Raw genomic sequence first — 20,742 nt, 5'->3', positions numbered from 1 at the left:
CCGGGCGGGGGAAGCCATGGGCGACTGAAAAGCTGTTGTGCGCCGATTAGGGGGCGGCGCGTGAATGGCCATTGAACAAGCCTATATCGGCGGATTTTGCAACTGTCATGCGCCCGCTTCGTTCCGCATGGGCCGGTCGTCATCCCCTGCCCTATTTGTTTGCGCGTGCGGGCGCGCGCGTGAGCGCGCGAGGGGTGACAGATTTGTTTCGCTCGGCTAGTGCGAACGCAGAAACACATTCCATCCAAAAAAGAGAATCGCCTTGAACGACGAGACCAGCCTCGCCGACCCTTCGGACATCAGCCCCGTCAGCATCGTAGACGAGATGAAGGCGAGCTATCTCGACTATGCCATGTCGGTCATCGTGTCCCGCGCCCTGCCGGACGTGCGCGACGGGTTGAAGCCGGTGCATCGCCGCATTCTCTTTTCCGCCCAGGAATCGGGCTTCGTCTATAACCGCCCCTATCGCAAATCGGCGCGTCTGGTCGGTGAAGTCATGGGTAAATATCACCCCCATGGCGACAGTTCGATTTACGACGCGTTGGCGCGGATGACGCAGGACTGGTCGATGCGGGTGCCGTTGATCGACGGTCAGGGGAACTTCGGTTCGATGGACCCCGATCCGCCAGCCGCCATGCGCTACACCGAAGCGCGTCTGGCCAAGGTCGCCAATGCGCTGCTGGAGGATCTCGACAAGGACACCGTCGATTTCACGCCCAACTATGACGCATCGGAAAGCGAGCCGCAGGTGCTGCCCGCGCGCTTCCCCAACCTGCTGGTCAATGGTGCTGGCGGCATCGCTGTCGGCATGGCGACCAACATCCCGCCGCACAATCTGGGCGAAGTCATCCGTGCTTGCCTGGCCTATATCGACAATACCGGCATCACCATCGATGAACTGATCCAGATCGTCCCCGGCCCCGATTTCCCGACCGCGCCGCTGATCCTGGGCCAGTCGGGTGCCCGGAGCGCTTACCATACCGGACGCGGTTCCATCATGATGCGGTCGCGCCATGTCATCGAGGAAGGACGCGGTGATCGCCAGTCAATCGTACTGACCGCCATCCCTTATCAGGTCGGCAAGAATGGCCTCGTTGAAAAGATCGCCGAAGCCGCCAAGGAAAAGCGGATCGAGGGGATCAGCGACATTCGCGACGAATCCAGCCGCGAAGGCGTGCGGATCGTCATGGACCTGAAGCGCGACGCGACCCCCGAAGTCGTGCTGAACCAGTTGTGGCGCAACACGCCCGCGCAATCGAGTTTCCCGGCCAATATGCTGGCGATCCGTGGCGGTCGCCCCGAATTGCTGAACCTGCGCGACATCATCGAAGCCTTCGTCAAGTTCCGCGAAGAGGTGATCACCCGCCGCACAAAGTTCGAGCTGAACAAGGCGCGCGACCGGGCGCATATCTTGCTGGGTCTGGTCGTTGCGGTCAGCAATCTCGATGAGATGGTCCGCATCATCCGCGGATCGTCCAGCCCCGCCGAAGCGCGCGAAAAGCTGCTGACGCGCGAATGGCCGATCGGCGAGATCGCGCCTTATATCCGGCTGGTCGAGGCGATCGACATCGAAGTTTCGGGTGATTTCTACAAATTGTCCGACCTTCAGGTCCGCGCCATCCTGGACCTGCGCCTGCATCGCCTGACGGCGCTGGGCCGTGACGAAATCGGCAAGGAACTGGCCGAACTGGCCGACGCGATCGCTGAATATCTGGCGATCCTGGGCGACCGGGTCAAACTCTATGCCGTGATGCGCGAAGAGTTTGAGGCGATCGAGCGCGAGTTCGCCACCCCGCGCCTGTCCGAAATCACCGCCGCAGCCGACGGGATTGAGGATGAGGATCTGATCGAGCGCGAGGATATGGTCGTCACCGTCACGGTGCAGGGCTATATCAAGCGCACCCCGCTGGAGAGCTTCCGCGCGCAGGCGCGGGGCGGCAAGGGCCGGTCGGGCATGGCCACCAAGGATGAGGATGCGATCACCGAGTTGTTCGTGACCTCGACCCATACGCCGGTGCTGTTCTTCTCGACCGCGGGCAAAGTCTATCGCCTGAAAGTATGGCGCCTGCCCGAAGGCGGGCCGGCGACGCGGGGGCGGCCGATGGTCAACCTGCTGCCGCTTGCGGCCGGCGAAACCATCCGTACCGTGCTGCCGCTGCCCGAAGATGAGGATAGCTGGAAGGATCTGCACGTCATGTTCGCGACCGCGAACGGCACCGTGCGCCGCAACAGCATGGACGCCTTCGCCAATGTACCGAGCAACGGCAAGCTGGCGATGCGTTTTGACGAAGGCAGCGAGGACCGGCTGATCGGCGTGGCGCTGCTGACCGAAGAGGATGACGTGCTGCTTGCCACCCGGCAGGGCAAGGCGATCCGCTTTGCCGCGACCGATGTGCGCGAGTTCCAGAGCCGCACATCGACCGGCGTGCGCGGCATGACGCTCAAGAGCGACGATGAGGTTATTTCGCTGTCCATCCTGCATCGTTCGGGGGCCAATCAGGAGCAGCGCGAGGAATATCTGCGCTTCGCCCCGTGGAAGCCGGAAAAGGAAGGCGAAATGGCCGATCAGGCGATGTTCGCCCATATGCGCGAGCATGAGCAGTTCATCCTGACCGTCTGCGCCAATGGCTATGGCAAATTGTCGTCGGCCTATGATTATCGTCGCACCGGGCGCGGTGGCCAGGGCATCACCAATATCGACAATATCGGTCGCAATGGCCCTGTCGTCGGCAGCTTCGCCGCAACCCATGGCGACCAGTTGATGCTGGTGACCGATCAGGCCAAGCTGATCCGCATGGGTCTCGACAGCCTGCGCGTCATCGGCCGCAATTCGGCGGGCGTGCGCCTGTTCGACGTGGCCAAGGACGAGCATGTCGTCAGCGCCGCGCGGATCGAGGAAAGCGACGAGGGCGAGACCGAAGCGGCCGTCGAGGCATGAGTGACCTGTTTGCCTACAAGATATTGACGGCGGACCAATATGCGCAGTTGAAGGCCGACGGCGTGTTTGCGGGCGCGCCGGTCGATCTAGCCGACGGCTATATCCATATGTCGACCCGCGATCAGGCGGCAGAGACGGCAGCGAAGCATTTTGCCGGGCAGGACCGGCTGGTGATGCTGATGGTCGATCTCGCGCCATTTGGCGAGGCCATCAAATGGGAAGAATCGCGCGGCGGTGCCTTGTTCCCGCATCTCTATGGCGACCTGCCCTTGAGTGCAGTTGCGGGCAAGGTCGTGCTGCGGATCGGCGATGATGGGCTGCATCAATTCCCGGCAGGTTTTTGATCCACCCGCTTCATCCGCACGACCAGTCCCTGCCTGACCCAATAATCCCAGCCGCCCCAGCGGATGCGCGATGATGACGCGGCGGCGAGTTGTACAATCAGATGCGCCCAGGTGACCGCGAAGGGCGCGACACAATCCCACCAGAGCGACCGACGCGCGCGGCTGGCCTGCTCCGGCTCCAGCACGCTGGCGAGGATCGCCCGTCGCGCCAGCACCCGGCCCCATGCCGCGCCATAGCCGATCGCGATCATCGCCCAGCCACCCCAGACCAAAGCCCAACCCCACGCCGCTGCCTGCACCGCCACCACCACAGTCGCCAGCGCCCACATGCCGGGGCTGTTCGTGATGATATGCCGATATTGCCTGACGCCAAAGCCCAATACCTGCGTCGCGCTCCCCTCCAATGGGCTGGCGACGAGCAGGTCGCGCACCGGTCGCAACCGCATTTTCGTGCGCCAGCCCGCCAGGCCGATCGCCATGTCATCGGACAGTCGCCCCGCCATCGCCCGGTCGAGGTCCAGCCGGTCGGCCACCTCCCGCGTCACGGCCATCGCGCCGCCCCATGGCATGGTCGCACTGGCGAAGCGGGGTAGTGTCGCCAGCTGCATCTCGACCGCGCCGACCAGCGCCAGCATCGGCCCGCGTTCGGGCAAGAGCATTCGGTAGCCGGTAACGATGTCAGCCTTGCCCCGGACCAGCGGAAACAGCAGCCGCCCGACCAGCCGGGTGGGCGGTTCGATATCGGCGTCAATGAACAGGACATAGCGATCGTCCGCTCGCAATGCCCGCAGCGCCGCGCGCAGCTTGTGGACTTTCTGGCCTTCGTCGCTGGCTTTCCCGGCATGGACGACCTGCACCCAATCGCCTTCGCGCGCAGCCAGCGCATCGGCAGCGGCGCACGCACCCGATGTGGCAATCAGCAGGCGAAAGCGCGCTGTCTGGGCTTTCAGTCGAGCGATCAGCTCCGGCCCGCCGTCCCAATCGTCGCGTACCGACAGCAGCATGACTACGCCGTCTGGCGTCTCGATCTTGCGGTCCGTCGGCAGGTGGCGCCAGTAATTGACGACGCCCAGCAGGCTCAGCCCCTGAAGCAATATCCATAGCCACAGCATGTTACGCCAGCCCCCCTTTACCGTCTCGGTCGCTTCTGTATGACGCTATCCCTATGCTCTCCAACCCCTTTCTCTTCGCCCTGCTGCGGCTTTTGCCCGCAAGCATCGCCTCCTGGCTGGGTGGCTGGCTGTCTGTCACCTTTGCCCGCCCGCGCATGAAGATGCGTGACTCCCGCGCCCGCGCCAATCTGGCGATCCTGCGCCCGGACCTTCCGCAAGCGGAGCGGGAGGCGATGTTGACGCAGCGCTGGTTCAACATCGGGCGGACGCTGGGCGAACTGGCCAACATCGACCGGCTGGTGAACGAGCGACATGTGAACGTCATCGACCGGGCGGGGTATCAGGCCGTGCTGGATGGGCCGGGACCGATGATCAGCCTGACGGTCCATACCGGCAATTGGGATTTGCTGGCCGCCCATATCAAGGCGTCGACCGACCGGCCGGGGCTGGGCATCTATGATCCGCCGGACAATCCGGCGCAGGCCGCCCTGCTAAAGAAAGCGCGGCAAAGCTATATGGGGGAAGCGATCAGCGGCGAAGGCGCGGCGCGGGGCGTGTTCAAGCATCTGACCCAGAAGGACCGGGCGACGCTCTATATCTTGGTGGACGAACGGCGCGAGCTTCAGGTCTGGTTCCCGACCTTTGGGCGCGCTCTTGCGCCGTCGGGAAATCTGTCGGTCGCGCTGCGGCTGGCGCGCAAGGTGGGGGCAAAATTCCTGCCCTTCTATCTCGCCCGCACCGATGGCCCCCATTTCGACCTGCACTGGCATCCGCCGCTCGATCCGCGCATCGACAGTGACGCAGACATAGTCGCGACGCTCGACCGGTTTCTGGGGCAGGCCTGCATCGACCATGCCGACCAGTGGCTGGCCCTGCATGATATGGACCTGACCCAGCCGGGCCACATGCCCCCGATTCTGCCTGCCAATGCCCCTCCGGTCATGTGACTTCGCGCGGTATCGCGGCTAAAGCCTCTGCCATGTCCCGACTCGCGATCAAGATTTGCGGCCTTTCGACCGCCGACACGGTGGGTGCCGCCGTGCGTGCGGGGGCGAGCCATATCGGCTTTGTCCATTTTCCCAAAAGCCCGCGCCATGTCGATGCCGATCAGATCAGGGCGCTGGCCGCCATCGCCCCCGCTCATGTCGAGCGGGTCGGCGTGGTGGTCGATCCAACCGACGAGATGCTGGACGAACTGGTCGCAACCGGTGCGCTGACCGCGCTGCAACTCCATGGCAAGGAAAGCCTGCAACGGGCTGCCGCCATTCGCCATCGTTTCGGCCTGTCGGTGTGGAAGGCGATTTCGGTCAAGACCCGCGCGGACATCGACGCCGCCAGCGCCTATGCCGGCGCGGTCGATCTGCTTCTGTTCGACGCCAAGACGCCCGATGGCGCGGCATTGCCCGGCGGCATGGGGCTGCGGTTCGACTGGACGCTGCTGCGCGGCGTGGCGGTGCCGGGACCATGGGGTCTTTCGGGTGGCCTGTCGGTGGACAATGTCGCCGAGGCTGTCCGCATCACCGGCGCGCCACTGATCGACGTTTCGTCGGGCGTGGAAAGCGCGCCGGGCATCAAGGATATGGACAAGATCATCACCTTCTGCAAAGCGGTTTCGCAATGTTGACGCCGCCCGCCCTTGTCGCGCGCATCGGGACACGATGGCGCTGATCGCTTCCCCCATCCGAAGCGAACGCCCATTTAGACCCAAGAGACTGAAACGATCATGACCGACACCATTAGCTTGCCCAACAGCCTGCGCAGCCAGCCGGACGCCAGTGGCCATTTCGGCCAGTTTGGCGGCCGCTATGTCGCCGAAACATTGATGCCGCTGATCCTGGAACTGGAAAAAGTCTATCGCGCGGCGAAGGACGATCCGGCGTTTGAGGAGGAATATGATTATCTCCTCAAGCAATATGTCGGCCGCCCCAACCCGCTATATTATGCGGCGCGGCTGACGCAGGCGCTGCGCGAGGGCGCGCCAGCGGGCAAGGGCGCCAAGATCTACCTCAAGCGCGAGGAGTTGAACCATACCGGCGCGCACAAGATCAACAATTGCATCGGGCAGGCGCTGCTCGCCCGCCGCATGGGCAAGAAGAAGGTGATCGCGGAGACTGGCGCTGGCCAGCATGGCGTCGCGACCGCCACTGTCGCCGCCTTGTTCGGCATGGAATGCAAGATTTTCATGGGCGCCAAGGATGTCGAACGGCAGAAGCCCAATGTGTTCCGCATGAAGCTGCTGGGGGCGGAGGTCATTCCGGTGACGTCCGGCTCGGCAACGCTGAAAGATTCGATGAACGATGCGCTGCGCCACTGGGTGTCGAACGTGCATGACACATTCTATATCATCGGCACGGCGGCAGGCCCGCACCCCTACCCCGAACTGGTGCGCGATTTTCAGTCGATCATCGGCAAGGAAATCAAGACCCAGATGATGGAGGCTGAAGGGCGGCTGCCCGATATGCTCATCGCGCCGGTCGGCGGCGGCTCCAATGCCATCGGCATGTTCCACCCGTTTCTGGACGACACGGACGTCGCGATGATCGGCGTCGAAGCGGCGGGCGAAGGGCTGACCGGCAAGCACGCGGCGTCGCTGGCGGGCGGCGCGTCGGGCATTTTGCACGGCAACCGCACCTATCTGCTTCAGGATGAGGACGGCCAGATTACCGAGGCGCACAGCATTTCGGCGGGACTGGATTATCCGGGCATCGGGCCGGAGCATAGCTGGCTGCATGAAATCGGCCGGGTGCAATATATGCCGATCACCGACGATGAAGCGCTGGCCAGTTTCCAGAAACTGTCCGCGCTGGAGGGGATTATTCCTGCCCTTGAATCCGCCCATGCCATTGCCGCTGCGGAGCAGGTTGCGCCGACGATGGATGCGGACAAGATCATCGTCGTCAACCTGTCTGGCCGTGGGGACAAGGATATTTTCACCGTCGCCGATGCGCTGGGAGCCGAGATGTGAATAACCGCCGCTCTTCCAAAGCCCTCTCCCCTTTAGGGGGGAGGGTCGGGAGGGGGGAATATGCGTGACCCTGTCCTGACGGCGCACGCCCGCACCATGCGCAAAGCGCCCACTGAACCGGAACAGCGACTGTGGCTCGCACTACGGGCTGAACGATTGGGCGGACTGAAATTTCGACGGCAAAAAGTGATTGGTCCCTTCATCGTCGATTTTGCGGTGAGAAATCCGATGCTGGTGGTCGAAATTGATGGAGACAGTCATGGGCATCAGGAAATTTACGATGAAAGGCGCAGTGCCTTTCTCCGCGAATGCGGCTATCGGGTGCTGCGATTTACGAACCAAGATGTGATGACCAACATGGAATCTGTCCTTATGCGCATTTTGGAGACGGCAGGCCTTGCCCCTCTCCCAACCCTCTGCCCTGAAGGGGAGAGGGCATGACTGACCGGATGGCCACCCGCTTCGCGGCCTGCAAGGCGCAGGGCCGCGCGGCGTTGATCACTTTCGTCACCGCCGGTGATCCGACCGTCGCGGCAACCCCCGCCATTCTCGACGCGCTGGTTGAAGGTGGCGCGGACATTATCGAGCTGGGGATGCCCTTTACCGATCCGATGGCCGATGGTCCCGCGATCGAACTGGCCAATCTGCGCAGTCTGGGGTCCGGCACGAAAACCGCGCATATCTTTGCGATTGCCACCGATTTCCGCGCCCGCCACCCTGACACGCCACTGGTGCTGATGGGCTATGCCAATCCGATGCTGGTGCGCGGGTCCGACTGGTTTGCCGACCAGTGCAAGGCGGCAGGCGTCGATGGCGTCATCTGCGTCGACGTGCCGCCGGAGGAAGATGCCGAGCTTGGCCCGGCGCTACGTGGCGCCGGCGTTCACCTCATTCGCCTCGCTACACCGACGACCGACGCCTCCCGTCTGCCGACCGTGCTGAATGGCGCGACCGGTTTCCTTTATTATGTCTCGGTCGCCGGGATCACCGGCAAGCAGCAGGCCGCGCAGGCCAATATCGAACTGGCGGTCCAGAAGCTGAAGGCCGCAACCGACCTGCCCATCGCAGTCGGCTTTGGCGTTCGCACGCCCGAACAGGCCGCCGCGATCGGGCGCATTGCCGATGGCGTCGTCGTTGGTTCCGCGATCGTCGATCTGGTCGGGTCGCATGGCGATGCCGCCGCGCCCTTCGTCCAGCAATTCGTCGCCGCCCTGAGCGGTGCGCTCACCGTCCATTCACGGGAAACCGCCGCATGAGCTGGATAAACCGCGTTCGCAAGGCCATCCCCTTCATCGCCAAGAAGGAGCAAACCGCCGAGACGCTGTGGCACAAATGCCCGTCCTGTTCGGAGATGATCTTCATCAAGGAATGGGAAGAAAATCTGTCCGTCTGCCCGCGGTGCGACCATCATGGCCGCATCGGGCCGTCGGAGCGGTTCGAGCATATCCTGGACGCGGGTTTCATCCTGCTGCCGACCCCGCATGTGCAGGAAGACCCGCTCAAATTCCGCGACAGCAAGCGTTACCCTGACCGGATCAGGGCGGCACGGCTTGCGACCGGCGATCATGACGCGCTGATCAATGCGCGAGGCGCGATCGACGATGTGCCGCTGGTGATGGGCGTGCAGAATTTCGCCTTCATGGGCGGGTCCATGGGCATGGGCGTGGGCGCGGCCTTCATCCAGGGCGTCAATGACGCGATCGCGCATAAATGCCCCTATGTCATCTTCACCGCGGCGGGCGGCGCGCGGATGCAGGAGGGTATCCTTTCCCTCATGCAGATGCCGCGCGCGACCGTGGCGATCCAGAAGCTCCATGCAGCGGGCCTGCCCTATATCGTCGTTTTGACCGATCCGACCACCGGCGGCGTGACGGCCAGCTATGCGATGCTGGGTGACATTCAGATTTCCGAGCCCAATGCGCTGATCGGCTTTGCCGGACAGCGGGTGATCGAAAGCACGATCCGTGAAAAGCTGCCCGAAGGATTCCAGCGCGCCGAATATCTGCTCGACCATGGCATGATCGACATGGTGGTGCATCGCGCCGAATTGCGCGACACGCTGGCGCGGGTGATCGATTATCTGACGCCACGGGCCGCCGCCTGACATCACGCATTTAGGGGGACGGGGCGCATGGCCGATCACGCGGTATCGGATCATCCTGCGGTGCAGGCGCAACTCGACCGGCTGTGGTCGCTGTCCCCCGGCGCCGACATATTGGGGCTGGAGCGGATCACCATGCTGCTGGACCGGCTGGGCAATCCGCACCGTGCGCTGCCGCCGGTGTTTCATGTCGCGGGGACCAACGGCAAGGGTTCGACCTGCGCCTTCCTGCGCGCGGCGATGGAAGCAGATGGCAAAAGCGTCCATGTCTTTACCTCGCCCCATTTGGTGCGTTTCAACGAGCGTATCCGGGTGGCGGGCCAGTTGATCAGCGACGATGCGCTAGCGCGCTATCTGGAGCGGGTGCTGGATATTGCCGAGGGCGTTGACGCGAGTTTCTTTGAGGTCACGACAGCCGCCGCGTTCCTGGCCTTTGCCGAACATCCCGCTGATGCCTGCATCATAGAGGTTGGTCTTGGCGGACGGCTGGACGCCACCAATGTCATTGCCAATCCGGTGGTATGCGGCATCGCGCAACTGGGCATCGACCATCAGGCGTTTCTGGGCGACACGCTGGCCGCCATTGCGGCGGAGAAGGCAGGGATCGCCAAGCCGGGCGCGCCGCTGGTCACCCAGCGCTACGCCGAATCGCTGTTTCCGGTGATGATGGACGCAGTAGCCCGTGCGCGGACCAGCTGGATCGGTCAGGGCGATGGCTGGGACGCGGCGGCCTATCGCGACCGGCTGCATTATCGCGATGAGCAAGGGCGGCTCGACACGCCGCTGCCCCGGCTGGCGGGGGCGCATCAGGTGCAGAATGCGGCGCTGGCTTTTGCGATGTTGCGGCATCAGAATGCGGTGCCGTTGTCCGAAGCCGCGCTCAAGGCTGCGCCGCTGTGGGCGCATTGGCCCGCGCGGCTCCAGCGGCTCGACCATGGCCCCCTGCTCGCGCCCCTGCCCGATGCGACAACCGCCTGGCTCGACGGCGGGCATAATGCCGGTGCGGGTGAGGCGATCAGCGCCTTCTTCACGAGTGATCGGCTGGAGGGACAGAAGCTCCAGCTGATGATCGGGATGCTTGCCAACAAGGATGTCGATGCGTTCCTGTCGCCCTTCGCCGGGCGGATCGCGCATATCCACGCCCTGCCGGTGCCGGGGCATGAGCATCATGAGGCTGATCGATTCGCGGCGATCGCGACGCGCTGGGGCATCGGCTGCACCGCGCATGACGAACCGACCAGTGCAATCCGCGCCATTGCGGCGTTGGGAGAACCGGCGCCCAAGCTGTTGATCGGCGGTTCGCTCTATCTGGCGGGTGAAATTTTGCGGCTGAACGATCAACTGCCTGACTGATTCTACTTGCGATTGACTCGCAATAGCCTAACCTGCGGAAACCAGACCACCGCAGAAGGCGTAACATCATGGCACATGGAGAGACTTCCTCCCTCGACGACCTGCCCCGGCCGATGCCGTCGGGCTATGGCAACCGGCTGTTCCTGTTCGTGATGCGGCGGATGGCAAGTGCGGGCGTCAATGACGCCCATGCCGCCAATGCTATGCTGGGTGCGTTCGGGCGCAGCTATCGCCGGCCGCTGGTGCTGATGCGGGCGATGATGCTGGAACTGGCGCGGGCGTCGAGCCGCAAGATCTTGGTTGCGCCCTGCTGCTGCGCACGGATGACGGCGGACGAGGCACTGATGATGCAGGCGACCGGCGACGCGCTGAGCGATCCCAGCGCGGCCTACGCGCAGGTGAGCCGGTTGCTGGGCAATGATCATGCGCTGGGCGCGCTGACCTGCTTGCAGGCGGTGGCGCAGGCCCATGCTGACCTGGGCCGACCGCTTGAACTTTATGGCGAGGGGTGATCGCCCGGATCGGTCGCGGCGCTGCCGACGCTGGCGTCGATCAGGCCAGCGCGCATCATCAGCCAGAACAGGATGATGCCCGGCACTGCCGCCGCCGTGGTGAGCAGGTAGAAATCGACATAGCCGAATTGCTCGATCAGCCCGCCCGCCGTCGTCCCGGTCAGGAAACGGCCAACGATGCTGGCGGCGGCAGAGATCAGCGCATATTGGGTGGCGGTGAAGCGCAGGTCGCACAGGGCGGAGAAATAGGCGACGACGGTGACGCCGCCGATGCCGCTGGCGAAATTCTCGAACCCGATCGCGCCGGCCATGCCCCAATTGCTCTTCCCCAGCGCCGCCAGTGCCGCAAAGGCGAAGTTCGATACGCCCATCAGGATCAGGCTGAGCAGCACCGATCGCTTCATGCCGATCCGGGCGTACAGAATGCCGCCAACGAAGATGCCGATCAGATAGGCCCAGAAGCCGATGCCGATGTCGTAAATGGCGATCTCGTCATTGCTATAGCCCATATCGTCGAACAGCAGGCGGAAGGTGAGGTTCGCCAGCGTGTCGCCGATCTTGTGCAGCAGGATGAACAGCAGCACGAGCAGCGCGCCCTTGCGCTGGAAAAATTCCACCAATGGTCCGGCGATCGACTGCCAGACTTCGCCCAGTCCGCGCCGTGCGAGCGGGTCGCGATGGCGTTCCGGTTCGCCCAGAAGCAGGCCGGTCAGCATGGCGGGCAAGGCGAAGATGGCGCAGGCGAGATAGGCGCCTTCCCAGCCGATCCGCGCCGCCAGCACCAGCGCCAGCGCGCCCGCCGCGACAGATCCGATGCGCCAGCCATATTGGGACATGCCCGACCCGACGCCCAGCTGTTCGGGCTTCAATAGCTCGATGCGATAGGCGTCGATCACAATGTCGAAGGTCGCGCCCGCAATCCCGACCAATATGGCGGCATAGGCGGTCTGGATCAGGCTGCTGGTAGGATCGACCAATGCCAGATTGGCGACCGCCGCCATCACCAGCACGCCTGCCAGGAGCAGCCAGGAGACACGCTGGCCCAGTCGACCGATCACGGGCAAGCGGACGCCATCGACCACCCAGGCCCAAAGCCATTTGAGATTATAGACGAGGAAAGCCAGGGTGAAGGCGGTGACGGCTTTCTTGTCGATGCCGTCCTGCGCGAGGCGCGTCGTCAGTGTCGCGCCGATCATCGCGAAGGGAAAGCCCGACGACACGCCCAGGAAGAAGGCCGCCAGCGGGGCTTTCTGAGCATAGGGCTTTACCGCATTAAGCCAGCTGTTCGTGCCGGTTGTGGCGTCGGTCATGATGGTGCGCGTTCCCCGAAGGCGTCTGTTGCGCGCCACCATATGGCCTGATGCGGTGCTGGCAAGCCTTGTGGGATCAATCGGCCGTGTCGAACAGGGTGAGGCCGACGGGCAGGCGTGGGCGGCGGGCGCCGCGCAGCAGGGCGTCGATCACGCCGATCGCCGCGACCAGATCACGCGGGGCATAGGGTTTGGCGAGGCAGCCGAGTGCCAGCGCACGGGCGTCGATCGGGCAGGCACCGGTGACGAACAGCACCGGCAGTCCCTTGGTCGCGGCATGGCGGGCGACGTCGATGCCGCTGCGGTCGCCCTTCAGGCTCACGTCGGCGATCACCAGATCGACCCCGCCGCCGTCGATGACGGCGATAGCGTGGCTGTAATCGTCCACGGTCGCGGCGATGCGGTAGCCGGCCTGTTCGAGCGCATGTTCATTGTCGAAGGCGACGAGGGGTTCATCCTCCACCACCAGCACGGTGCGGATCGCCTTGCAACGTCCGGTGCGCGCGCCTTCGCCCTTCACCAACCCGAAAAACATTTGCCGATCCGCCCTGTTTCCGCCATGCCCACCGATCAAACGCCGCGCCCCCGCGCCGGGTTGCGGGGCGGATGCCACACCGCCCTCATCCAAGCGCCGGGGCGGCACCGTTCAGCCTGTTGCTGGCTTTCCTGTCATATGGGAAGGGCCAGTGCCCACGAAAAGGAAGCCGCCCTTGGAACCGCCGAAAAAATCTGGACCGCCCCGCAGGGCTGGCCCCGGCGGCCCGAAACGCCCCTCCGGCCCCGGTGCGGGTAGGCCGGGTCGGACGCCGGACGGCAAGCCTCGCTTTGGCAAGCCGGGCGAAGCCAGGGCCGGTCCCGCCGCCAGCGCCAAGCCATGGGGCCGCAAGCCCGGTTTCAAGAAGCCGGGTGCCGGGGTCAAGACGCCCGCCAACCCGCACCCCGCGCGCGCCGCCGCAACCAGCGATGGCAAGGGCGAGCCGCAGCGTATCGCCAAGCTGCTGGCGCGGGCCGGGGTGGCGTCCCGCCGTGAGGTCGAGCGGATGATCGAGGAAGGGCGCGTGACGCTGAATGGCGTGGCGGTTGAGACGCCTGCGACCTTGCTAGCCTCGCTCTATGGCGTGGCGGTGGATGGCGTGGCGATTGCCGCGCCGCCCCCTGCCCGGCTGTTCCTGTTCCACAAGCCTTCCGGCTTCCTGACGACCGAGCGCGATCCCGCCGGGCGGCCGACCATCTATGACAAGCTGCCCGCCGATCTACCGCGTGTCATGCCGATCGGGCGGCTGGACATGACGACCGAAGGGCTGTTGCTGCTGACCACCGATGGCGGGTTCAAACGGCAGATGGAATTGCCCTCATCCGGGGTGCCGCGCACTTACCGGGCGCGCGCCTTTGGGGAGGTGAGCCAGCAGCAGCTGGAGGATCTGTTCGACGGGATCGAGATTGAGGGCGTCCGCTATGGCCCGATCGAGGCCAATCTGGAGCGGCGCACCGGGCGCAACCAGTGGATCGAGATGACGCTGACCGAGGGCAAGAACCGCGAAGTGCGGCGGGTGCTGGAACATCTGGGGTTGCAGGTCAACCGGCTGATCCGCACCAGCTATGGTCCGTTCCTGCTGGGCGATCTGCCGCCCGGCGCGGTCGAGGAAATACGCCAGCATGACCTGGTCCAGTTCAAGGCCAGCCTGAAGGACAGCAAATGAGGATCATATCGGGCCAATGGCGCGGTCGCCCGCTGACCGCGCCGAAGGGTGACGCGACCCGACCGACCGCCGACCGGACCCGCGAGACGCTGTTTTCGATGCTGGTCAGCCGGATCGGATCGTTCGAGGGACTAGCCGTGGGCGACTTCTTTGCCGGGTCCGGGGCGTTGGGGTTTGAGGCGCTGTCGCGCGGCGCGGCCTCCTGCCTGTTCGTCGAGCAGGACAAGCCGGCGATCGATTCGATCCGTGCGAATGCGGAGCGACTGGGCATCAAGCCCGATATCCGGGCGTCGAGCGTGCTATCGCTGGGGTCCGCGCCCAAGCCATTGGACCTCATTTTCATGGACCCGCCCTATGGCACGGGGGCTGGGCAGGTCGCGCTCGACAAGCTGGGGCGGCTGGGCTGGACCGGGCCTGCGACCTGGATCAGCATAGAGACCGACCGGCGCGAGGATGTCGAGGTGAAGGGCTTTGCGATCGACGCCGTGCGCGACGCTGGCAAAGCGCGGATCACCTTGTTGCGGGCGGTGGATCAGGCGGCTTCGTAGGCCGCCATCTCCTTCGCGATCAGGATGTTGGCGAGGAAGGTGTAAGCCTCCGCCCAGGCGTCCAGCACCGCGTCGGTCGCGACCTCTTCGCCCAATATCTCGCGGATGGAGGGGAGCAGGGCGGCGGCGACCTTGGGATAATGTTCCGGCTTCACCCCGGTTTCGACATGGCGTGCGACCATGCGGGCGACCGCGCCGTCGAGCGCGCCGAGCTTGTCGATATTCTCCGCATAGCCCAGAATCGCGGCGGCCAGGCGCTTGGGCTGTTCGCCGCTGGCCTGGGCAGCCTGATCGAACATCGCCTTCACTTCGGAGTCCTGAAACAGTCTGGCGTACATGGCGGTGGTGATGGCGACGCCATGCTGGCGCAGGGCCGGACCGGTCGATTTGACGATCGCTATGGTGGAAGCCGACAGTGAGCTGGACATATGTACGCCTTTCGATGGACTCGATAAGCGGTATTTAATTTGCATCTTTTAAGATGTAAATATGATATATGTTTCACACCGCCTGTAGCGCCGTTATCGGACAAGCCCATGCAACTGACCCGCCACACCGACTATGCGCTGCGCGTGCTGATCCATCTGGCGGCAGCGCCGGAGGGACGCGCGACGATCCCGCAGATTGCCGACGCTTATGGGCTGTCTCGCAATCATCTGATGAAGGTGGTGCATGGGCTGGCGCAGGGCGGGTTCATTGCGACCCAGCGGGGGCGCGGCGGCGGTTTTGCGCTGGCGCGCCCGCCGGAGGAGATCAGCATCGGCTCGGTGATTCGGCATAGTGAGCCGGACATGAAGATGGCGGATTGCGCAGCCTGCGCGATCCGCCCGTCCTGCGGGCTGACCGGGATATTGGCGCAAGCGACGGCGGCTTTTCTGGCGGTGCTGGATCAGCACAGCCTGAGCGATGCGACGCGTGACCGGGCCGGGCTGGCGGCGATTATCGCTGCTCTGCCCGGCCCAGAGTCCTCACTTAGCGACGACGCGCCTTGCGCGCCTCGCCCGGATTGATGCAACTGTCCTGCACCGTTTTCGAGCAGACCGGATAATCCTTCGCCTCAGCCGGAGGCGGGGTCATGTTGCCGCCGACGGTGACGGGATTGGACGACGATCCGACCGGGGCCGCAGGATCATTGGGAACGCCTGCGGGCGCTGGCGCCATGCCGGGATCGGCGGGAACGGCACCGGTGGGCTGGCCTGCATTGGGGTCAGCCGCGCTCGCAGGGTTGGCCGGTGGCGTCATGGCCGGGTCGGCAGGCGGTGGCGGCGCGGCGGGATCAGCGGGCGGGGCCATGTCGCCAGCGGGTGGCTGGCTCATCGGGGCCGGGGTTTCCTGCGCGATAGCGACGCCTGCAATGGCGGTGGTGAAACTGAGCATCGCGGCACTGGCCAGCATGATGGACTTCATCGGGAATATCCTTTCCTTCTTTTCTCACGGCCCCGTTGTGCGGGGAGCGGTGAGCGAAGAACCGGAGTCGTGACATGTCCGTTCCGGCAGCGGCGATGAACCGTGGCGGATGCACCATGAAAGGAAGGGGCTGTGGCGTTATCAAGAGGCCGCCCCCTCCGTCTGGCCTGCGGCTAGCTACCCGTCTCAATGGAGGAGATTTGATTTTTGCCCTCACTCGCCGGGGAAGCGATCGAATTTTGGCAGGTCGTTGGCGGTCGCGGCCCATGGCGGGGCGTCGGCCAGTTGGATATGGGCCTGGGGCGGGAAGGCGGACTGATCATCCAGCGTTGCCGTCTGAATATCGATGCCGCCGGGGAAAATGGCGGGATTGGTGTAGAACAGGCCGGTGCCACAAGTGCCGCAGAAGTGGCGGGTCGCATTTTCCGACGACTGATAGGCGACCGGCGTGCCGTCTATCTTTACCGCGTCCTGTTGAAACAAGGCCCAGCCCACCATCGGCGCGCCCGAACTGGCGCGGCAATCGGCGCAATGGCAGATGGCGCTGTGCGCAGGATCGCCGCTGACTTCATAGCGGATCGCTCCGCACTGGCATTTACCCGTCGCCATGATTCGTCCTCCCTTGCATGATTCGCCTTTTGTTCTCATAGAAGGGGCGTCGCTGCAAGGCGGATGCCTTGCCCCCGTCCCCGCCCATGCCTAGTTGAGGCTAATGACATTTCCAGCCCCTTCCCCGTCCGACCCAGACTATATCAAGGGGCTGAACCCGCCGCAGCGGGAGGCCGTGCTGACGACCGAGGGCCCGGTGCTGGTGCTGGCGGGGGCGGGAACGGGCAAGACGGCGGCGCTGACGGCGCGGCTGGCGCATCTGGTCGCGACGCAGCGGGCCTGGCCATCCGAAATCCTCTCCGTCACCTTCACCAACAAGGCCGCGCGAGAAATGCGCGAGCGGGTCGGCCGGATGATTGGCCCGGCGGTCGAGGGGATGCCGTGGCTGGGGACGTTCCATGCCATCGCGGCCAAGATGTTGCGGCGTCATGCCGAACTGGTCGGGCTGCAATCCAATTTCACGATCCTGGATACGGACGATCAGTTGCGGCTGATGAAGCAGCTGATTCAGGCTGAGGGGATTGACGAGAAACGCTGGCCCGCGCGGCAGCTGGGCGGGCTGATCGACCAGTGGAAGAATAAGGGCTGGACCCCGCAGGACATCAGCGCGGGTGAGAGCGAAGGCTATGCCAATGGCAAGGGGCAGAAGCTGTATGCCGCCTATCAGGCGCGATTGCGCCAGGTAAATGCCTGCGATTTCGGGGACTTGCTGCTGCATGTTCTGACGATATTGAAAAGGCATCGCGACGTGCTGGAAAGCTATCAGCAGCGGTTCAAATATATCATGGTGGACGAATATCAGGACACCAATAGCAGCCAATATCTGTGGCTGCGACTGTTGGCGCAGACGCGCAAGAATCTGTGCTGCGTGGGCGATGACGACCAGTCCATCTATTCATGGCGCGGGGCGGAAGTCGCCAATATCCTGCGGTTCGAAAAGGATTTTCCCGGCGCGAAGATTATCAGGCTGGAACAGAATTACCGATCCACCCCGCATATTTTGGGCGCGGCGTCGGGCGTGATTGCCGAAAATGGCAATCGGCTGGGCAAGACATTGTGGACCGACATCGACGTGGGCGAAAAGGTGCGCGTCATCGGCATATGGGACGGGCCAGAAGAAGCGCGGCGGGTCGGCGAGGAGATTGAGGCGATCCAGCGCGACGGCGGGTCGCTGGACGAGGTGGCGATACTCGTGCGGGCGCAGCACCAGACCCGCGAGTTCGAGGACCGGTTCATCCAGATCGGGATGCCCTACCGCATCGTGGGCGGTTTCCGATTCTATGAGCGGGCGGAAATCCGCGATGCGCTGGCCTATTTGCGGCTGGTCAACCAGCCCGCCGACGATCTGGCGTTCGAGCGGATCGTCAATGTCCCCAAGCGGGGCCTTGGCGACAAGGCGGTGGAGAAATTGCACCGGCTGGCGCGGGCGGAGTGGATACCGCTTGTCCATGCGGCGGCGCGGATACTGGATACGGATGAGCTGACGCCGCAGGCGCGGCGGTCATTGGGCGCATTTGTCGGCGATCTGGCGCGCTGGCGCGACCGGGCGACTACCCTGCCCCATGCCGAACTGGCGCGCCTGATATTGGACGAGAGCGGTTACACCGCGATGTTACAGGCGGAGCGATCGACCGAGAGCGCGGGGCGGCTGGAGAATCTGGGCGAACTCGCGCGCGCGATGGAGGAATATGAGACGCTGGGGGCGTTTCTGGAGCATGTCTCGCTCGTCATGGACAATGAGGCGCAGCAGGAAGAGCGCAAGGTCACGATCATGACGATCCATGCCGCCAAGGGGCTGGAGTATGATTCGACCTTCCTGGTCGGCTGGGAGGAAGGGATTTTCCCGTCGCAGCGGGCGCTGGACGAAGGCGGCCTCAACAGCCTGGAGGAGGAAAGGCGGCTCGCCTATGTCGCGATCACGCGGGCGCGCAAGCGTTGCACCATCCTTCATGCGGCGAATCGGCGTATCTACGGCCAGTGGACCAGCAGCATCCCGTCGCGCTTCGTGGGCGAATTGCCGCCGGAGCATGTCGACGCGGAAAGCAGCATGAGCGGCGGCGCGTCGCTGTGGCGGGCCAACTGGTCGGAGCGGGACGATCCGTTCGCCCACGTCGGGCGCGGCGAAGGGCGCGGGCCGGGCTGGCAGCGGGCGCAATCGTCGGGCCAGTTCAGCCGGGAGCCGGTGCGGATCGTGGAGGCGCGCGCGTCGGCAGTGTCGATCGGTAACAAGGGGCGCAGCGACATGGCATTGGGGCTGCGGGTGTTTCACCAGAAATTCGGTTATGGCACCGTCGCAGAGATCGAGGGCAACAAGCTGGAGATTGATTTCGAGACGGCCGGGCGCAAGCGGGTGATGGACAGTTTCGTGTCCATTCCCTGATCCGTCACGATGGACAGTGGGTAGCGCGACAGGCTGGCCCCGCCGCCCGGAGCGGAGATCGACTTATTGGGCGTAATAGCCGACGCCCACGACATGATCACCGACCAGTTCAATCAGCGACATTTTGCGTTCGATCCGGTTGTCCGCCCGGTTGAGCCAGACATAGTTGATCTTGCCATGTCCGCTGGTGCGGGCAATCTCTATCATGTCGCGCACGATGGGCTTGCCCTCCGCATCGGTCAGATCACTGACGTCGCGCCCGACCAGGCCAGGATGCGCGCCATAGGCTTCATAGACGCCGTTCAGGTCGAACACGAACACATAGAGTTCGCCGGTGTTGAACGCCCCCTCCTTCCGGTTGAAGGCGGCAAAGGCAGGGGTAGCCCCGGCGGTCTTGATCGTCGCCACCGCTTTTTCCAGCATGGCCTTTGCCTGTGCCGCATCGGCGTGGGGCGCTGCCATGGCCGATGCCGTGGGCAGCGCGAGCGTGCAGGCCATGGCCAGGAGGATGCGTGAAAATGGGAACATGGGCCAAATCTCCTCTGGTCATCGGCGCATAAGCGCTGGAACCGGACGCGGGCTGAACATCAATCCCGATCCCATTGCCGATGATGGGGCGCAATTAGCCCGATCCGTGCGCCGGCATTGTGACGCAGATCAAATCGACCTTTGGTATGAGACGGTGCACATGGACAGGCACCGGCGACTGTGCGACCCACAGCTTGATATTGATTTCGGAACCGTCGGGCGCAAACCGGTGATGGACAGTTTCGGCTTCATCCCGTGTCGGACAGCTTCATTTGGCGGATAATATCGCGCCGATAGCGCGGGCATAATCCTGCATCGCAGCCACTATGGCTGGCCCACTGACCGACCGGGGACTGGGATCGATGGCGCAGAGCGTGCCGTAGAAGCTGCCGTCCGGGAGGATTACCGGCAGCGAGGCATAGCTTTGGAAGCCGTAGAAGATGGGGACATGGTGGGTGCGCCAGTCCTGATCCATGGCGACATGATCGATATAAATGCCCTCACCGCAGCGGCGAATATCGTCGCACAGGGTCTTTTTGATTTCCAGCTCTCCGCCGGGATCAAGGCCGAACTCGATCCGGTCGATGATCTGGCAGGCGATCCAGCGATCTTCGGTCACTCTGGCGACCGCAGCGAAACCCATGCCGGTGGTCTGGCAGACCTGTTCCAATATCGCCCGAATCCGGTCGTCATCGCCCTGTGCTGCGACTGATGCAGCCAAATCGTCCCGCATAGATGCACCCCTGATGACACGACGCTGATCGCAGCGCGGCATCCGGCAGATATGTAGGATTATGCGGAATATTGCGCAAGAATTTGGTGGAGCCTAGCGGGATCGAACCGCTGACCTCCTGCATGCCATGCAGGCGCTCTCCCAGCTGAGCTAAGGCCCCATCCGGTGCGGCAGCGAGGCTGCGGAACCCGTTGGTATATGC

At 64.1% G+C, this 20,742-nt stretch carries 22 protein-coding genes and 1 tRNA gene; 14 read left to right on the top strand and 9 right to left on the bottom strand.

Annotated features, from left to right (window positions below; genetic code table 11):
- Positions 1-262: 262 nt before the first annotated feature.
- Entirely contained in the window at positions 263-2,938 is a 2,676-nt protein-coding gene (gene gyrA / locus Q0D44_RS02170; protein WP_119748179.1) for a DNA gyrase subunit A, read from the top strand.
- On the top strand, positions 2,935-3,282 hold the full coding sequence (locus Q0D44_RS02165) for a DUF952 domain-containing protein (protein ID WP_294131686.1): 348 nt from the start codon (positions 2,935-2,937) through the stop codon (positions 3,280-3,282). The genes gyrA and Q0D44_RS02165 overlap by 4 nt, the downstream gene beginning before the upstream one ends.
- Here the strand turns inward: Q0D44_RS02165 and Q0D44_RS02160 are convergent.
- Positions 3,261-4,394 (bottom strand): glycosyltransferase, encoded by a 1,134-nt coding sequence (locus Q0D44_RS02160; RefSeq protein ID WP_294131684.1) that lies wholly within the window; start codon positions 4,392-4,394, stop codon positions 3,261-3,263. The two genes, Q0D44_RS02165 and Q0D44_RS02160, sit on opposite strands and share 22 nt — an antisense overlap.
- Before the next feature lie 53 nt (positions 4,395-4,447).
- On the opposite strand from Q0D44_RS02160, the gene Q0D44_RS02155 reads away from it, so the two are divergent.
- From Q0D44_RS02155 to Q0D44_RS02120, 8 genes are all read left to right on the top strand, one after another.
- On the top strand, positions 4,448-5,341 hold the full coding sequence (locus Q0D44_RS02155) for a lauroyl acyltransferase (protein WP_294131682.1): 894 nt from the start codon (positions 4,448-4,450) through the stop codon (positions 5,339-5,341).
- Between the two features lie 32 nt (positions 5,342-5,373).
- On the top strand, positions 5,374-6,018 hold the full coding sequence (locus Q0D44_RS02150; protein ID WP_294131680.1) for a phosphoribosylanthranilate isomerase: 645 nt from the start codon (positions 5,374-5,376) through the stop codon (positions 6,016-6,018).
- 99 nt (positions 6,019-6,117) lie between these two features.
- Positions 6,118-7,359 (top strand): tryptophan synthase subunit beta, encoded by a 1,242-nt coding sequence (gene trpB, locus Q0D44_RS02145; RefSeq protein WP_294131679.1) that lies wholly within the window; start codon positions 6,118-6,120, stop codon positions 7,357-7,359.
- A gap of 60 nt (positions 7,360-7,419) precedes the next feature.
- On the top strand, positions 7,420-7,800 hold the full coding sequence (locus Q0D44_RS02140) for an endonuclease domain-containing protein (RefSeq protein WP_294131678.1): 381 nt from the start codon (positions 7,420-7,422) through the stop codon (positions 7,798-7,800).
- Positions 7,797-8,615: a tryptophan synthase subunit alpha gene (trpA, locus tag Q0D44_RS02135; RefSeq protein WP_294131675.1), complete on the top strand. Its 819-nt coding sequence runs from the start codon at positions 7,797-7,799 to the stop codon at positions 8,613-8,615. Before Q0D44_RS02140 ends, trpA begins: the two co-directional genes overlap by 4 nt.
- Positions 8,612-9,463: an acetyl-CoA carboxylase, carboxyltransferase subunit beta gene (accD, locus tag Q0D44_RS02130; protein ID WP_294131673.1), complete on the top strand. Its 852-nt coding sequence runs from the start codon at positions 8,612-8,614 to the stop codon at positions 9,461-9,463. The genes trpA and accD overlap by 4 nt, the downstream gene beginning before the upstream one ends.
- A 27-nt stretch (positions 9,464-9,490) precedes the next feature.
- Positions 9,491-10,813 (top strand): folylpolyglutamate synthase/dihydrofolate synthase family protein, encoded by a 1,323-nt coding sequence (locus Q0D44_RS02125; RefSeq protein ID WP_294131671.1) that lies wholly within the window; start codon positions 9,491-9,493, stop codon positions 10,811-10,813.
- A gap of 68 nt (positions 10,814-10,881) precedes the next feature.
- On the top strand, positions 10,882-11,325 hold the full coding sequence (locus Q0D44_RS02120; RefSeq protein WP_294131669.1) for a DUF6628 family protein: 444 nt from the start codon (positions 10,882-10,884) through the stop codon (positions 11,323-11,325).
- Here Q0D44_RS02120 and Q0D44_RS02115 read toward each other — a convergent pair.
- Entirely contained in the window at positions 11,310-12,635 is a 1,326-nt protein-coding gene (locus tag Q0D44_RS02115) for an MFS transporter (protein WP_294131667.1), read from the bottom strand. The genes Q0D44_RS02120 and Q0D44_RS02115 overlap by 16 nt on opposite strands.
- A gap of 76 nt (positions 12,636-12,711) precedes the next feature.
- Complete coding sequence (locus tag Q0D44_RS02110) at positions 12,712-13,170, bottom strand: response regulator (RefSeq protein ID WP_294131665.1); 459 nt, start codon at positions 13,168-13,170, stop codon at positions 12,712-12,714.
- A gap of 175 nt (positions 13,171-13,345) precedes the next feature.
- Between Q0D44_RS02110 and Q0D44_RS02105 the strand changes: the two genes are divergently transcribed.
- Together Q0D44_RS02105 and rsmD are read left to right on the top strand one after the other, a co-directional pair.
- On the top strand, positions 13,346-14,335 hold the full coding sequence (locus tag Q0D44_RS02105) for a pseudouridine synthase (protein ID WP_294131663.1): 990 nt from the start codon (positions 13,346-13,348) through the stop codon (positions 14,333-14,335).
- On the top strand, positions 14,332-14,883 hold the full coding sequence (rsmD, locus tag Q0D44_RS02100) for a 16S rRNA (guanine(966)-N(2))-methyltransferase RsmD (protein ID WP_294131661.1): 552 nt from the start codon (positions 14,332-14,334) through the stop codon (positions 14,881-14,883). Before Q0D44_RS02105 ends, rsmD begins: the two co-directional genes overlap by 4 nt.
- Here rsmD and Q0D44_RS02095 read toward each other — a convergent pair.
- Positions 14,868-15,311 (bottom strand): globin domain-containing protein, encoded by a 444-nt coding sequence (locus Q0D44_RS02095; RefSeq protein ID WP_294131657.1) that lies wholly within the window; start codon positions 15,309-15,311, stop codon positions 14,868-14,870. The genes rsmD and Q0D44_RS02095 overlap by 16 nt on opposite strands.
- Positions 15,312-15,419: 108 nt before the next feature.
- On the opposite strand from Q0D44_RS02095, the gene Q0D44_RS02090 reads away from it, so the two are divergent.
- Positions 15,420-15,893 carry an Rrf2 family transcriptional regulator gene (locus tag Q0D44_RS02090; RefSeq protein ID WP_294131655.1) on the top strand — a complete coding sequence of 158 codons (474 nt, stop codon included), beginning with the start codon at positions 15,420-15,422 and terminating at the stop codon, positions 15,891-15,893.
- Here Q0D44_RS02090 and Q0D44_RS02085 read toward each other — a convergent pair.
- Positions 15,856-16,290: a Fe-S oxidoreductase gene (locus Q0D44_RS02085; RefSeq protein WP_294131653.1), complete on the bottom strand. Its 435-nt coding sequence runs from the start codon at positions 16,288-16,290 to the stop codon at positions 15,856-15,858. The two genes, Q0D44_RS02090 and Q0D44_RS02085, sit on opposite strands and share 38 nt — an antisense overlap.
- A gap of 213 nt (positions 16,291-16,503) precedes the next feature.
- Positions 16,504-16,899: a GFA family protein gene (locus tag Q0D44_RS02080; protein WP_294131651.1), complete on the bottom strand. Its 396-nt coding sequence runs from the start codon at positions 16,897-16,899 to the stop codon at positions 16,504-16,506.
- 103 nt (positions 16,900-17,002) lie between these two features.
- Between Q0D44_RS02080 and Q0D44_RS02075 the strand changes: the two genes are divergently transcribed.
- Complete coding sequence (locus Q0D44_RS02075; protein ID WP_294131649.1) at positions 17,003-19,279, top strand: UvrD-helicase domain-containing protein; 2,277 nt, start codon at positions 17,003-17,005, stop codon at positions 19,277-19,279.
- A 63-nt stretch (positions 19,280-19,342) separates the two neighbouring features.
- Here the strand turns inward: Q0D44_RS02075 and Q0D44_RS02070 are convergent, their stop codons facing one another.
- The 3 genes from Q0D44_RS02070 to Q0D44_RS02060 all read right to left on the bottom strand — a co-directional run bounded on the left by Q0D44_RS02070 (position 19,343) and on the right by Q0D44_RS02060 (position 20,700).
- Positions 19,343-19,807, bottom strand: coding sequence for a cache domain-containing protein (locus Q0D44_RS02070; protein ID WP_294131647.1), 465 nt, complete (start codon positions 19,805-19,807; stop codon positions 19,343-19,345).
- A 268-nt stretch (positions 19,808-20,075) separates the two neighbouring features.
- Complete coding sequence (locus tag Q0D44_RS02065) at positions 20,076-20,540, bottom strand: GAF domain-containing protein (RefSeq protein WP_294131645.1); 465 nt, start codon at positions 20,538-20,540, stop codon at positions 20,076-20,078.
- A gap of 84 nt (positions 20,541-20,624) precedes the next feature.
- Positions 20,625-20,700 (bottom strand) — tRNA-Ala (locus Q0D44_RS02060).
- Between the last annotated feature and the right edge of the window lie 42 nt (positions 20,701-20,742).

It is taken from the genome of Sphingobium sp. (genome assembly GCA_023266575.1).
Taxonomy (GTDB): Bacteria; Pseudomonadota; Alphaproteobacteria; order Sphingomonadales; family Sphingomonadaceae; genus Sphingobium.
Note: the sequence above shows the minus strand (reverse complement) of the source record. Positions and strands in the feature narration are given on the sequence as shown.